13 protein-coding genes and 1 pseudogene are annotated in these 13069 nt (G+C 71.6%); 7 read left to right on the forward strand and 7 right to left on the reverse strand.

Going from position 1 to position 13069, the window contains the following annotated elements; all coding sequences use genetic code 11:
• Together F563_RS0116630 and F563_RS0116635 are read right to left on the reverse strand one after the other, a co-directional pair.
• A complete protein-coding gene (locus F563_RS0116630; RefSeq protein WP_019015821.1) occupies nt 1-1848 on the reverse strand; it encodes an extracellular solute-binding protein in 1848 nt (615 codons plus the stop codon).
• Nucleotides 1849-2081: 233 nt separating this feature from the next.
• On the reverse strand, nt 2082-2876 hold the full coding sequence (locus F563_RS0116635) for an inositol monophosphatase family protein (RefSeq protein ID WP_026299659.1): 795 nt from the start codon (nt 2874-2876) through the stop codon (nt 2082-2084).
• A gap of 94 nt (nt 2877-2970) precedes the next feature.
• Here F563_RS0116635 and F563_RS0116640 point away from each other — a divergent pair, with 94 nt between their 5' ends.
• Together F563_RS0116640 and F563_RS0116645 are read left to right on the forward strand one after the other, a co-directional pair.
• Nucleotides 2971-3702 carry a 3-deoxy-manno-octulosonate cytidylyltransferase gene (locus F563_RS0116640; RefSeq protein ID WP_026299660.1) on the forward strand — a complete coding sequence of 244 codons (732 nt, stop codon included), beginning with the start codon at nt 2971-2973 and terminating at the stop codon, nt 3700-3702.
• 5 nt (nt 3703-3707) lie between these two features.
• Nucleotides 3708-4559 (forward strand): prephenate dehydratase, encoded by an 852-nt coding sequence (locus tag F563_RS0116645; protein ID WP_019015824.1) that lies wholly within the window; start codon nt 3708-3710, stop codon nt 4557-4559.
• 100 nt (nt 4560-4659) lie between these two features.
• Here F563_RS0116645 and F563_RS0116650 read toward each other — a convergent pair whose 3' ends face one another.
• The 5 genes from F563_RS0116650 to F563_RS25715 all read right to left on the reverse strand — a co-directional run bounded on the left by F563_RS0116650 (nt 4660) and on the right by F563_RS25715 (nt 9300).
• Nucleotides 4660-5391, reverse strand: coding sequence for a response regulator transcription factor (locus tag F563_RS0116650; RefSeq protein ID WP_026299661.1), 732 nt, complete (start codon nt 5389-5391; stop codon nt 4660-4662).
• A 381-nt stretch (nt 5392-5772) separates the two neighbouring features.
• Complete coding sequence (locus F563_RS0116655; protein WP_019015826.1) at nt 5773-6162, reverse strand: hypothetical protein; 390 nt, start codon at nt 6160-6162, stop codon at nt 5773-5775.
• Entirely contained in the window at nt 6159-7097 is a 939-nt protein-coding gene (gene nudC, locus F563_RS0116660) for an NAD(+) diphosphatase (RefSeq protein WP_019015827.1), read from the reverse strand. The genes F563_RS0116655 and nudC overlap by 4 nt, the downstream gene beginning before the upstream one ends.
• 47 nt (nt 7098-7144) lie before the next feature.
• Complete coding sequence (locus F563_RS0116665; protein ID WP_019015828.1) at nt 7145-8404, reverse strand: DNA polymerase IV; 1260 nt, start codon at nt 8402-8404, stop codon at nt 7145-7147.
• Nucleotides 8401-9300 (reverse strand): ROK family protein, encoded by a 900-nt coding sequence (locus F563_RS25715; protein ID WP_019015829.1) that lies wholly within the window; start codon nt 9298-9300, stop codon nt 8401-8403. Before F563_RS25715 ends, F563_RS0116665 begins: the two co-directional genes overlap by 4 nt.
• 64 nt (nt 9301-9364) lie before the next feature.
• On the opposite strand from F563_RS25715, the gene F563_RS0116675 reads away from it, so the two are divergent.
• From F563_RS0116675 to F563_RS25720, 5 genes and pseudogenes are all read left to right on the forward strand, one after another.
• Nucleotides 9365-9604: a sulfurtransferase TusA family protein gene (locus F563_RS0116675; RefSeq protein ID WP_019015830.1), complete on the forward strand. Its 240-nt coding sequence runs from the start codon at nt 9365-9367 to the stop codon at nt 9602-9604.
• A complete protein-coding gene (locus tag F563_RS0116680; protein ID WP_019015831.1) occupies nt 9601-10533 on the forward strand; it encodes a histone deacetylase family protein in 933 nt (310 codons plus the stop codon). Before F563_RS0116675 ends, F563_RS0116680 begins: the two co-directional genes overlap by 4 nt.
• Before the next feature lie 99 nt (nt 10534-10632).
• Nucleotides 10633-11925, forward strand: a complete 1293-nt coding sequence (locus F563_RS0116685) for an esterase-like activity of phytase family protein (protein WP_019015832.1) — start codon at nt 10633-10635, stop codon at nt 11923-11925.
• Between the two features lie 85 nt (nt 11926-12010).
• Complete coding sequence (locus tag F563_RS0116690; protein WP_084596656.1) at nt 12011-12355, forward strand: patatin-like phospholipase family protein; 345 nt, start codon at nt 12011-12013, stop codon at nt 12353-12355.
• A 211-nt stretch (nt 12356-12566) separates the two neighbouring features.
• Nucleotides 12567-13069 (forward strand): annotated as a pseudogene (locus F563_RS25720) (transposase); the annotation flags it as partial.

Here is a 13069-nt window from a genome sequence, read left to right on the forward strand (position 1 = left end):
TCAGGTCGGTCGGCCGCGGCGTCGCTCCGCGTTCACGCGCTCGGCCTTGGCCGGATCGACCCACCAGGTGGTGAAGCCGAGCCCGTAGCGCGGGCTGCGCTCGGGGCGGACGAACTGGTCCCAGTAGGCGACCCGGAAGGTGCGGCTGTGCCAGTGCGGCACCACGTAGTGGCCCCACAGCAGCACGCGGTCGAGCGCGCGGGTGCGGTGGATCAGGCTTTCGCGGTCGGGCGCGTTGATCACCAGTTCCACGAGCTCGTCGATGACGGGGTCGCAGATGCCGATCGTGTTGCGGCTGCCCTGCTCGCGCGCCTTGGCGCAGGTCCAGTAGTCGCGCTGCTCGTTGCCGGGCGAGAGCGACTGACCGAACACCTCGACCGTCATGTCGAAGTCGAAGGCATCGGTCCGGGCCTGGTATTGCGCGGTCTCGACGGTGCGGACCCGCATCTCGATGCCGAGCCGATCCAGCGTGCGCGCATAGGGCAGAGCGACGCGCTCGAAGGTCGGCGAGGAGAGCAGCATCTCGAAGCTGAAGGGCTGGTTGCGCGCATTCACCAGCCGGCGGTTGACGATGCGCCAGCCGGCGGCCTGGAGAAGTTCGAGCGCGCGGCGGAGCTGCTCGCGGTTGTTGCCCGACCCGTCGGTGACCGGGAGCGTGAACTCGGTGGTGAACACCTCCTCGGGGATGCGGCCGCGATAGCGTTCCAGGATCGCCAGCTCCTCGCCCTTCGGCAGGCCCGAGGAGGCGAGCTCCGAGTTGGAGAAGTAGGACTTGGTGCGCGCATAGGCGCCGAAGAACAGGTTGGCGTTCGACCACTCGAAGTCGAAGGCGAGCATCAGCGCCTCGCGCACGCGCCGGTCCTGGAAGATCTCGCGGCGGATGTTGAAGGCGAAGGCCTGCATGCCGGTGGGCAGCTCGTGCGGAATCTCGTCGAGCCTGACGAGGCCGCGCCGGCGGGCGGGAAAGTCGTAGCCGGTCGCCCATTCGCGCGCGACGTTCTCCTGGCGGAAGTCGATCTGCCCGGCCTTGAACGCCTCGAAGGCGACGGTGGCGTCGCGGAAATACTCGAAGCGCAGCATGTCGAAATTGCTGCTGCCGCGCCGCGTCGGCAGGCGCTCGCCCCACCAGTTCTGCACCCGGCGATAGGTGAGCGTGCGGCCGGCATCGAAGCTCTCGATCCGGTACGGGCCCGAGCCGAGCGGCGGCTCGAGGATCGGGCGGGTGAAGTCGCGGCTCTCCCACCAGTGCTTCGGCAGCACGAACATCTGGCCGAGGATCAAGGGGAGCTCGCGGTTGTTGGCGTCGCGGAAGCGGAACACCACGCGCTTCGGCCCCTCGGTCAGCACCTGCACCACGTCGCCCCAATAGGCGCGGAAGAACGGGCGGCCGTGCTCGCGCAGCGTCTCGAAGGTCCACTTCGCATCCTCGGCGGTGATCGGCCGGCCGTCGTGCCAGACCGCTTCGGGACGGATCTCGAACGCGACCCAGGTGCGATCGGGGCCGACCTCGACGGTCTCGGCAAGGTCGCAGTACTCGGTCGAGGCCTCGTCCTGGCTCGACATCGTCAGCGTCATCCAGATCAGGCCGATCCCGGCCGCGGAGACGCCGCGCACGATGAACGGGTTGAAGCTGTCGTAGCTGCCGATCGCGTGCTGGACGACCTCGCCGCCCTTGGGCGCGTCCGGGTTGACGTAGGGGAAGTGGGTGAAGTCGGGCGGCAGCCCGGGCGTGCCGAGCAGGCTGAGCGCGTGATGGCGTCCGGTCTCGACCGCGCGCGCGGGGCGCAGCCCGGCGGCGAGGCCCAACGCGACGGCCCCTGTCCCGGCCAGAACCGTGCGACGGCGCATGCGAAGCACTCCCTCCACCCTCTCCCGTGGCAGTAGATCACGCCGCCGGCCGATCGCCGCAAGGGATTGCGCGGTCAAGCCTTGGTCAGCGTTCCGAGGGGCGCGCGCGTCGGCCCGGCAGCGGAGGCGGCGATACGCCGGCGGCGTCGTTATGGCCGCCCGCCACGCCAATCGCGAGCCGACCGAGCCCGCACGCCCGCGCCTCTCGCTCGATGACCTCGCGGATCGGCGGGTCACCCGACGAGGAGGTCACGCGCGGCCTCGTGCAGCGCGGCGTCGCCCGCGGCCAGCACCGACCCGTCCGCGCCCGGGCGGAGCGCACGGCCCGACCAGTCGGTGATCACCCCGCCCGCGCCCTCGATGATCGGCACCAGCGCGGCCCAGTCCCAGATCTTGTAGGTCGTTTCGGCGACCAGATCGATCAGCCCCAGCGCCATGAGGCCGTGGGCGTAGCAGTCGCCCCCCCAGGTGACCTGCGCGACGCGACCGGCGAGCCGATCCCACTGCGCCCGGGTCTCGGGGGTGAACACGTCGAGCGTGGTGAGCGAGAGTTGCGCCTCGGCGAGCGACGGGCAGGCCCGGCAGCGCGCCACCGCCGGCCCGCCGATCGGTGAGAAGAAGGTGGTCGGCCGGCCGCGCATCCCGATCCAGCGCTCGCCGATCGAGGGCTGGCTCATCACCCCGAGCACCGGCACGCCGTCCTCCAGCAGCGCGATCAGGCTGCCATAGGTGGGCCGGCCGGTGACGAAGCTCTTGGTGCCGTCGATCGGGTCGAGCACCCATTGCAGGGATGCCCCCGGCCGGTCCTCGCCGAACTCCTCGCCGAGGATGCCGTGCCCCGGGAACGCCTCGGCGAGCACCGCGCGCATCGCCTGCTCGGCGGCGCGGTCTGCCGCGGTGACCGGGCTCTCGTCGCCCTTGCGCTCGATCGCGAGGCTGGCGCGGAACCACGGGCGGATCGCGGCGGCGGCGGCATCGGCGGCGCGCTCGGCGGCGCGCAAGGCCGCGTCGAGATCGAGTCCGGGCATCGGGGCGGGGGTGCTCCGGCAGGGGCCGGGCTTGACCCCGGCGCGCCCGGGCAGCATGGAGCGTCGGTTCCCGCCGCTCAACCCCGCGTCACGCGTGACCCCGATCGTCCTGATCCCCGCCCGCATGGCCTCCTCGCGCCTGCCCGGCAAGCCGCTCGCGCCGATCGCGGGTGTGCCGATGGTGGTGCATGTGCTGCGCCGGGCGGAGGAGGCGGGGGTGGGCCCGGTGGCGGTCGCCTGCGCCGAGCCCGAGATCGCCGAGGCCGTGCGCGCGGCCGGGGGCACGGCGGTGCTGACCGATCCCGACCTGCCCTCGGGCAGCGATCGCTGCTTCGCCGCCCTCGCCACGCTCGATCCCGAGGACCGGCACGACGTGGTCGTGAATCTCCAGGGCGACCTGCCGACGCTCGACCCCGCCGCGATCCGCACCGTGCTGGAGCCGCTCGCCGACCCGTCCTGCGACATCGCCACGCTGGTGACACCGATCCGCGACGCCGGCGAGGCGACCGCGCCCAACTTCGTCAAGGCCGCGGTTCAGTTCGCCGAGGGGCAGCGTTACGCGCTCGCCCCCTATTTCTCGCGCCTGCCGGTGCCCTCGGGCCAGGGCCCGCTCTGGCACCATATCGGCATCTATGCCTGGCGGCGCGCAGCGCTCGCCCGCTTCGTCGCCCTGCCGCCCTCGCCCTTGGAGATGCGCGAGAAGCTCGAACAGCTGCGGGCGATCGAGGCGGGGATGCGCATCTTCTGCGCGCGGATCGACACCGCGCCGTTCGGCGTGGATACGCCCGAGGATCTCGCGCGCGCCCGCTCCCTTCTGGAAACCTGACCCGCATGACCGAGACGATCGCGTTCCAGGGCGTCCCCGGCGCCTATTCCGACCTCGCCTGCCGCAGCGCCTATCCGGGGATGGCGACGCTGCCCTGCACCACGTTCGAGGACGCGATCGCGGCCGTGCGCGAGGGCCGGGCGCGGCTCGCCATGCTGCCCTGCGAGAACAGCCTCGCGGGCCGGGTGCCCGACATCCACCGGCTGCTGCCGGACAGCGGGCTGCACGTGGTCGCCGAGCATTTCCAGCGGGTCGAGCACTGCCTGCTCGCGCCGCATGGGGCGAGCCTGGCGACCATCCGGCGGGCGCACTCGCACGCGGTGGCGCTCGGCCAGGTGCGCGCCGTGCTGAAGGAGCTCAATCTCGTCCCGGTGGTGGAGGCCGACACGGCGGGGGCGGCGGAACTCGTCGCGCGGCTGAACAATCCGGAGGACGCCGCGATCGCCTCGGAGCTCGCGGCCGAGATCTACGGGCTCGCGATCCTGCGCCGCAACGTCGAGGACGCGGCGCACAACACCACGCGGTTCTACGTGATGGCGCGCGAGTCGCGGATTCCGCCGGCCGACCAGCCCGGACTGATGACCACCTTCGTCTTCCGCGTGCGCAACGTGCCGGCCGCGCTCTACAAGGCGCTGGGCGGGTTCGCGACCAACGGCGTGAACATGACCAAGCTCGAGAGCTACATGGTCGGCGGCGCGTTCACCGCGACCCAGTTCCTCTGCGATGTGGAGGGACACCCGGAGCAGGGGCCGCTGCGCCGGGCGCTGGAGGAGCTGCAGTTCTTCTCGCGCGAGGCGAAGGTGCTGGGGGTGTACCCCGCGCACCCGTATCGCTCGCAGATGGAAGCCGGGGATTGAGCCCGGCGTGACCGGGGGGGCGTCGTCCCGGCTCCCGGAGCGCGCGGCGCCATTCTGGCGGCCGCGCGCGCCGGGCGACGGTCTCCCCCGTCGGGACCGGTCAGGCGGCGGCGATCGCGGGCGGCGGCGCGGTGGTGCCGGCCCGGCCGCCGGTCTGGGAGCCAGCCTCGCGCAGCACGTAGCCGCGGCCCCAGACCGTGCCGATCAGCTGCTCGCCCGAGGCTTCGGCGAGCTTCTTGCGCAGCTTGCAGACGAACACGTCGATGATCTTGATCTCGGGCTCGTCCATGCCGCCGTAGAGATGGTTCAGGAACGCCTCCTTGCTCAGCACCATGCCCCGGCGGAGCACGAGGAGTTCCAGGATCGAGAATTCCTTGCCCGTAAGGTGGACGGGCTTGCCGTTCACGGTGACTTCACGCGCGCCGAGGCGGAGCTCGATCGGCCCGACCCGGAGCGTCGGCTCGGCGAAGCCCTTGGCGCGGCGCACGATGGCGCGCATGCGGGCGAGCAGCTCCTCGCGGTCGAACGGCTTGACCAGGTAGTCATCGGCCCCGGTCTCGAAGGACCGCACCTTGGTCTGCTGGTCGCTGAGACCGGAGAGAACCAGTACGGGTGTGGCGTTCTTCATGCGCCGCATTTCGCGGATGACATCGGCTCCCTTCATGTCGGGCAGCATGAAGTCGAGAATCACGATATCGTACTCGTAGGTGCGCAGGAGCTCGATGGCCTCCTCGCCCGTTGCGGTGTGATCCGCGACGATCTGCGCCGATTTCAGCATGAGACTGATGGCGCGTGCCGAGAGAGGATCGTCTTCAACCAGAAGTACTCGCATGGCCCCGTCCCTTCCTCCAGGATGGCGGGACCATACTACCTACAGTGGTAGATGCCAAGTGCGTTAACGGCCAGAACGTGTATTAAAAACGAAACAACGGCCCACGCGTGCCGAGCGAGGCAGAGTTTCCCCAAACAAATTGGTTGTCATGTCTGTCAGAAGATACACATGCGCCCGCATGAGAGAGATCATCCCGTAGCATGATACACCTCCAAGGATATCAACATCTGCGGGCGGCCTCGGAGGCGACGTTGACGCTAACCGGGCAAACGTCAACGCTCCGTCAATAGCACGCCTCGACCGAATTGCAATGCAGACATGCAAATAATGCATGGCCACGCGGTGGCCGTGCCGGAGTCGGAACAGTCCACCGGCGCGGCGTCAGTAGCCGGTCGAGGCGGGGGGCGGGGCCAGCGGCACGACCGAACTCGGGTCGGGCGGCAACGGCGCTCCCGGTGCCGAACGCTCCGTCGCGACCGGGCGTTGCACCGGCTCGACACCGCTCACCCGCGCAAGCCCGCGGTCCTGCAGGCAGGCGTGGTAGGCCGCCAGGATCGCGCGATCCAGCTCCCGCCGCGCCGCCTCCTGCTGATCGACCGAGGGCCCGGCGCGCCTTGCGATCTCGCGCCGGGCAGGCGTCGCGTTCGCCTCCGCCCGGCAGGCGACCACGCGCGCATCGGTCTCCGCGAGACCGTCCGGCGCCGGCAGCGGCGGGCCGGGGCTCGCGCAGGCGGCCGCCCCGAGTGACGCCGCAAGAATCAGCCGCTTCACGGCCCGGCCTCCAGCCAGTCCTCGATCAGCCTGCGTGCGATGCTGTCCACCCGCGGCAGCCTGAGCCCGAGCGACTCGAAATCGCGCATCTGGGCCCGCGTGAACCACTGCGCGTCCTTCAGCTCCTCCGGATCGACGGTCAGCGTCGGATCGTCCGCCTCGGCATAGAAGCCCAGCATGATCGAGGACGGAAACGGCCAAGGCTGCGAGGAATGATACCGCACGTCGCGCACTCGCACGCCCACCTCCTCGTACACCTCCCGCGCCACCGCTTCCTCCAGGCTCTCGCCCGGTTCCACGAACCCCGCGAGCGTCGAATACATCTTCACCAGCGGGAAGCGATGGGAGTGGGCGAGCAGCCCGCGCTCCTCGCCGCCCGCCCGGCAGGTCACGAGCATGATCACGGCGGGGTCGGTGCGCGGGAAATGCTGCGCGCCGCAGCCGATGCAGACCATCACGTTGCCGGCGCTGCGCGGTTCACAGACCGCGCCGCACGCGCCGCAGAACCGGTGCCGCGTGCGCCAGTGCATCAGCCCGCGCGCGTGCGCGAGCACCGAGGCCTCGGCCGGCGGCAGGAGCCCCGCCACCTGGCGCAGATCGGTGAAGCTGACATCGCCGAACCCGGCGAGCGCGGGCAGCGGATCGGTCTCCGTCGAGAGGTCGAGCGCGAACACCGCGCGGTCACCCCAGAGCCCCAGCAGCGCATGCGGCAGTGTCTCGACGCCGAGCGCGACCGCCGCCTCCAGCGTGAGCAGCACCGCTTCAGGCGCGCCCGCCGCGACCCCGCGCAGGAGGCTCTTCGCCTGCCAGACCGGCACGAACAGGCTCGTCGGATCGGCGAGCCGTGCGGCCACGAACGCCGCATCGTCCCGCTTGCTGGAGACGCGGTCGAGCGGGCTGCGGGTATAGGCGTTGGGTGCGCGGGGAAGGATCATGGACGGTGGCGGACCGTGCCATGCGCACAGGGGCGCGTCCATCGGGCCTAGAGGCCGCGGCCGCGCCGCACGGCATCCCGGCCGAACTTCGCCCTCAGCGCCTCCACCGCGCGATCCATCGCCACCCGGCGCGCGGCATCCGGGTCGGCGAGATCGCCGCGATCCGCCTCCTCGCCGGGTGCCAGCGGCTCGGCGCCGATGCCGATCAGGCGGAAGCGGATCCCCGTGGCTTCCTTCGCCAGCAGCGGGCGCGCGGCGGCGAACAGCGTGTCGGCGAGCTGGGTCGGCACGGGGAGTTTCACGTGGCGGCTGCGCGAGACGAACCCCGCTGTCTTGAGCTTCAGCACCACCCCGCCCGCCGCCAGCCCCTTCGCCTTCAGCCGCGCGGCGAGTTTCTCGGCGAGCGGCCAGAGCGCGCGTTCGAGCTCGGCGAGGCTGGCGAGGTCGGACTCGAAGGTGGTTTCGGTCGAGAGGCTGCGCGCCTCGCGATCCGGCACCACGGCGCGACGGTCCTCGCCGCGCGCCAGCGCCGCGAGGTCGGGCCCGTGCTCGCCGAGCTGCCGCAGCGCCGCCGCCGGCGAGAGTGCCGCGAGCGCGCCGAGGGTCGCGAAGCCCTGCGCGACCAGCCGCGCGGCCGCCTTCGGCCCGATCCCCGGCAGCGCGCCCACCGGCATCGGCGCGAGGACGGAGGCCGCCTCGGCCGCGCCGATCACCGCGAAGCCGCGCGGCTTGTCGCGCTCGGCCGCCATCTTGGCGAGCATCCGGTTGGGCGCGAGCCCGATCGAGACGGTGAGGCGAAGCTCGGCCTCGACCTCGCGGGCGAGCCGCGCCAGCACGACCGCCGGCGGGGCGCCGTGCAGCGCCTCGGTGCCGGAGAGATCGAGCACCGCCTCGTCGATCGAGAGCGGCTCGACGAGCGGTGTCAACCGCTGCATCAGCGCGCGCAGCCCGCGCCCGACCGCCACGTATTTCGCCATGTCGGGGCGGATCACCACCGCGTCGGGACAGGCGCGCAGCGCCTTGAACATCGGCATCGCCGAACGCACGCCATAGCGTCGCGCAACATAGCAGGCGGCCGTGACGACACCGCGCCGCCCGCCGCCGACGATCACCGGGAGACCGGCGAGCTCCGGCCGGTCGCGCTTCTCCACGCTCGCGTAGAACGCATCCGCGTCGAGATGCGCGATCGCGAGGGAGAACAGCTCGGGGTGATGCACGAGCCGTGCGCCGCCGCAGCGCGGGCAGGCAGGGAGATCGGAGCACTCGGCCGCATGCCAGTCGCAGTCGCGGCAGAGCGTCGGGATCACGGGATTTCGCCCGGCCGCCAGAGCCAAGCCGCGCCGCGCACGCCGGAACTGTCGCCGTGTTTGGCCGTGAGCACCGGCGTGGTGACGATGTCGCTGAACACATAGGCCGGCAGCAGGCGCGGCACCGCCTCGTAGAGGTGGTCCATCTTCGACACGCCGCCGCCGAGCACGATCGCGTCCGGGTCGAGCAGGTCGATGATGACCGCGAGGCCGCGGGCGAGCCGGTCGGCGTGGCGGGCGAGGGCCGCGCGCGCGCGCTCCTCGCCGAGCGCGGCGCGGCGCTCCACCGCGGCCGCATCGCGTGCGCCTGGCCCGTCGCAGTCCTGCGCCAGCCCTGTCCCGCTGATCCAGGTCTCCAGGCAGCCATGCCGGCCGCACCAGCAGCGCGGCCCCGGCACCTCGACCGCCGAGGGCCAGGGCAGCGGCGTGTGCCCCCATTCGCCGGCGATCGCGTGCGGACCCTCCAGCACGCGGCCGTCCACCACCACGCCCCCGCCGCAGCCCGTGCCCATGATCACGCCGAACACGACGCGCCTGCCGACGGCCGCGCCATCGGTCGCCTCGGAGAGCGCGAAGCAGTTGGCGTCGTTGGTGACGCGCACGGGCCGGCCGAGGGCCGCGGCCAGGTCCTTGTCGAACGGCTTGCCGTTCAGGAACACGCTGTTCGCGCCCTTCACGAGCCCGGTCGCCGGGCTGATGCAGCCGGGCATGCCGACGCCCACGCTGCCGCGCTCGCCGAGCCGCGACTCGGCTGCCTCGACGAGGCCGCGGATGGCGCCGATCACGCCGTGATAGTCGCCCGGCGTGGCGATGCGCTCGCGGTGGCGCTCCGTCCCGTCCGGGTCGAGCGCGATGATCTCGATCTTGGTGCCGCCGAGGTCGATGCCGATGCGCATGGCCGCACTCTGGCCCCGGGGCGCTGTCTTGCTCAAGCGGGGGGCGGCGGCGCAGAGTGCGGCCATGGGGGAGACACTGCTCGATCTGAAGGGGCTGAGCTGCCCGCTGCCGGTGCTGCGCGCCAACAAGGCGCTGCGCGGCCTGGCGGCCGGCGAGCGGCTGCGCGTGCTGGCGACCGATCCGGCGTCGGTCAAGGATTTCCGCAACTACTGCGAAACGACCGGGCACGCCCTGGTCGCGTTCAGCGAGGCCGCGGGCGTGTTCAGCTTCGTGATCCAGAAGAAGGCGGATGCGCCGTCATGACGGTCGCGCTGTTCACGCATCCGGCCTGCCTCGGCCACGACAACGGCCCCGGCCACCCCGAGCGCCCCGACCGGCTGCGCGCGGTGCTGCGCGCGCTGGAGAGCGAGGTGTTCTCCACCCTCGCCCGCGAGGAGGCGCCCGAGGCGACGCTCGAGCAGCTCGCGCGCGCGCACCCGGAGCGCTACGTGGAGGCGATCCTGTCGATCGCCGTGCCGGAGGGCGAGCGGGTGATGCTCGATCCCGACACGGGCATGAGCGCCGGCAGCCGGGCCGCGGCGCTGCGCTCGGCCGGGGCGGCGGTGGCGGCGGTGGATGCGGTGATGCAGGGCTGGGCGCGCGCGGCCTTCTGCGCCACGCGCCCGCCCGGACACCACGCCGAGGCCGCCCGTCCGATGGGGTTCTGCCTGTTCGGCAACGCCGCGATCGCCGCGCACCACGCGCGGGCGGTCTGGGGGGTCGCGCGCGTCGCCGTGCTCGACTTCGACGTGCATCACGGCAACGGCAGCCAGGCGATCCTCGAGAACGATCCGGCGTTCTTCTACGCCTCCTCGCACGAGATGCCGCTCTATCCCGGCACAGGACATCCGTCCGAGCGTGGCTGCGACAACAACGTGCTGAACGTCGCGCTCGAGCCGTTCTCCGGCGGGCCGGAGTTCCGCGCGGCCTGGGGCGACACGATCCTTCCGGCCGTGCGCGACTGGAACCCCGGGCTGATCATCGTCTCGGCCGGCTTCGATGCGCATGCGCGCGACCCGCTCGCCTCGCTCCAGGTGCAGACGCCCGACTTCTCCTGGCTCACCCACGCGCTCGTCGAGCTTGCCGACGAGGTCTGCGAGGGGCGGATCGTCAGCCTGCTGGAGGGCGGCTACGACCTCGCGGCACTCGCTGACAGCGCCGCGGCGCATGTGCGCGCGCTGATGCGGGTATAGCGCGATCCTCCGCAGCGGACGGAAACTGTCACGGAACCTTCGTTGATCGGCCGCGGCGGCGGCGCGACCTTCCGTACGTTTTCTGCCCGGGAGTCGCCCATGCGTGCCCTCGCTGTCGCCGTGCTGCTGCTCGCCACACCGGCCGCAGCAAGCCCCCAGATCGTCGTGCTTGAACCGTCGACCCCGCTGACGCTCGGCAGCGTGACCTTCGAGAGCGGGCGCCAGGTCGCCTTCTCGATCGGCATCGGCAGCGCGGCGTTCCGCGGGCGCCATGACCCGCCCGATGTGGCCTGGACGGTCTCGGATCGCGGGCCGAACATCGCCTGCACGCAGGCGCTCGCGATCACCGGCGTGCCGCGCGAGCGTATCTGCGCGGCCGCGAACAATGGTCGGATCTATCCGGTGCCCGCCTATGCGCCGACCATTTATGGGTTGCGGCTCGATCCCGAGCGCGGTGTGTTCCACGTGTTCGACGCGATTGCGCTCAAGACCGCCGACGGACGTCCGATCGACGGCCTGCTGAACCCGCTGACGGTCGCCACCACCGAAACGCCGCTCGATGCGCGCGGGCGCGTGCTGGCGCAGAACGCCTCGGCCGTCGATGCCGAGGGGATCGTGCGCCTCGCCGACGGCACGTTCTGGATCGGCGAGGAGAACGCCCCTTCGATCCTGCATGTCGCCGCCGATGGCCGGATCCTGATGCGCATCGTCCCCGCTGGCACCGGCGCGGATTTCGCCGGCGCAGGCTATCCCGTGTTCGAGGGGCTCCCCGCGCTCCTGGCCAGGCGGTTCACGAACCGCGGCATCGAGAGCATGGCGATCAGCCCCGACGAGCGCTTCCTCTACACGATGCTGCAGAACCCGCTCGCGAACCCGGATGCGCGCGCCTACCAGCAGGCGAAGAACACGCGGCTGCTCAAGATCGAGCGCGCGACCCTGCGCGTGGTCGGCCAGTACGTCTACCAACTCGACGACCCACAGAGCTTCCGCAAGGACCCGTCGAACCGCCAGTCCGATCCGCGCATCAGCGAACTCACGGCGCTGGGCACCGACCGGCTGCTGGTGCTGGAACGCACGGACGGCACGACCAAGCTCTACGAGGTGGACCTGCGCGCCGGCGCGACGGACATCCTCGGCTCGCGCTGGGATGACCCGGCGACGCGCCCGACGCTCGAACAGTCGAACGATCTCGTCGGCGCCGGCATCACGCCGCTCGGCAAGCGGCTGGTGTTCGACAGCGCCGACCATCCGCAGGCGCCGACCAAGCTCGAAGGGGTGGCCGTGCTGCCCGACGGCGCGCTGTTCCTAATCAACGACGACGATTTCGGCATCACCGGGGAGCGCACCGTCGGGCTGATCGTGCGTGGGCTCGACATCCGCACCACGGATTGACGGCCCCGCGAAGCGCCGTCTCCCGGAGCACCGACCCGGCCGCGCATGCGCTGTTCTTCCCCCTCGGGCAGGTGGAGGGGGCGAGATGGCGAGGACCGGGCCTGGTGCGCCGAGGCGTGTGAACCTCGCCCTCGGCAGCGGCTCGGCGCCGGGGCTGGCGCATATCGGCGTGTTGCGCGCGCTGGAGGAGGCGGGTGTCACGGTCCGTGTGATCGCCGGCACCAGCATCGGCGCGCTGATCGGCGCGGTTCATGCCGCCGGCAGGCTGGATTCCCTGGCCGCCACCTTCCGCTCGCTCGACTGGCGCCGCATGGCGACGTTCTTGGATGTCGTGCAGCCGAAGTCCGGCCTGATCGACGGCGTGCGGATCGCGGCCATGGTGTGCGAGCAGTTGGACACCTCGAATAACCGGCCGGCTGGATGCTGCTGAGGGTCGTTGGGGGCGGCCGGGTCCTGTCCCTGGCGGTGGTGTAGGTCCTGGGGGTGGTCATCGGCGGATCGCCGGTACGGTTGGGTAGCGAGAGCCAACCTGGACCTGAGGATCCCCGATGACCGACGCGATGATGAGCCTTCGTGCCCTGGTGGAGAAGGCTCCGGATGCCGGCCTGCTGCGCGAGATGATCGGCTGAGCCGCCGAACGGCTGATGGAGCTGGAGATCGGCGGGCTGACCGGCGCCGGCTACGGCGAGAAGAGTGCCGAGCGGCTGGTGCAGCGCAACGGCTACCGCGAGCGGGACTGGCAGACGCGCGCGGGCACGGTGGAACTTCGCATCCCCCGCCTGCGCCGCGGGTCCTACTTCCCCGGTTTCCTCGAGCCGCGCCGGATGGCGGAGAAGGCGCTGACCGGGGTGATCCAGGAGGCGTACATCCAGGGGTCTGGCCCCTGGCCGACCTTCGGTCTCCGATGTACGCGCGGGGGATGAGCACGCGCGAGATCCAGGGCCATCTGCGCGAGCTCTACGGCCTGGAGGTCTCGCCCGACCTGGTCAGCGCGGTGACCGACGCCGTGCTCGACGAGGTCGCCGAGTGGCAGAACCGCCCGCTTGAGCGCCTCTACCCGCTGGTGTTCCTGGACGCGCTGCGCGTCAAGGTGCGCGACGAGGGCACGGTGCGCAACAAGGCGGTCTACGTCGCGCTCGGCGTC

This window comes from Elioraea tepidiphila DSM 17972, from assembly GCF_000378465.1.
In the GTDB taxonomy this organism is placed as follows: domain Bacteria; phylum Pseudomonadota; class Alphaproteobacteria; order Acetobacterales; family Acetobacteraceae; genus Elioraea; species Elioraea tepidiphila.

Coding starts and splice junctions, on each gene's coding strand:
- F563_RS0116630 (WP_019015821.1), bottom strand. CDS start 1,848: ATGCGCCGTCGCACGGTTCTGGCCGGGACAGGGGCCGTCGCGTTGGGC.
- F563_RS0116635 (WP_026299659.1), bottom strand. CDS start 2,876: ATGCCCGGACTCGATCTCGACGCGGCCTTGCGCGCCGCCGAGCGCGCC.
- F563_RS0116645 (WP_019015824.1), top strand. CDS start 3,708: ATGACCGAGACGATCGCGTTCCAGGGCGTCCCCGGCGCCTATTCCGAC.
- F563_RS0116650 (WP_026299661.1), bottom strand. CDS start 5,391: ATGCGAGTACTTCTGGTTGAAGACGATCCTCTCTCGGCACGCGCCATC.
- nudC (WP_019015827.1), bottom strand. CDS start 7,097: ATGATCCTTCCCCGCGCACCCAACGCCTATACCCGCAGCCCGCTCGAC.
- F563_RS25715 (WP_019015829.1), bottom strand. CDS start 9,300: ATGCGCATCGGCATCGACCTCGGCGGCACCAAGATCGAGATCATCGCG.
- F563_RS0116675 (WP_019015830.1), top strand. CDS start 9,365: ATGGGGGAGACACTGCTCGATCTGAAGGGGCTGAGCTGCCCGCTGCCG.
- F563_RS0116680 (WP_019015831.1), top strand. CDS start 9,601: ATGACGGTCGCGCTGTTCACGCATCCGGCCTGCCTCGGCCACGACAAC.
- F563_RS0116685 (WP_019015832.1), top strand. CDS start 10,633: ATGCGTGCCCTCGCTGTCGCCGTGCTGCTGCTCGCCACACCGGCCGCA.
- F563_RS0116690 (WP_084596656.1), top strand. CDS start 12,011: ATGGCGAGGACCGGGCCTGGTGCGCCGAGGCGTGTGAACCTCGCCCTC.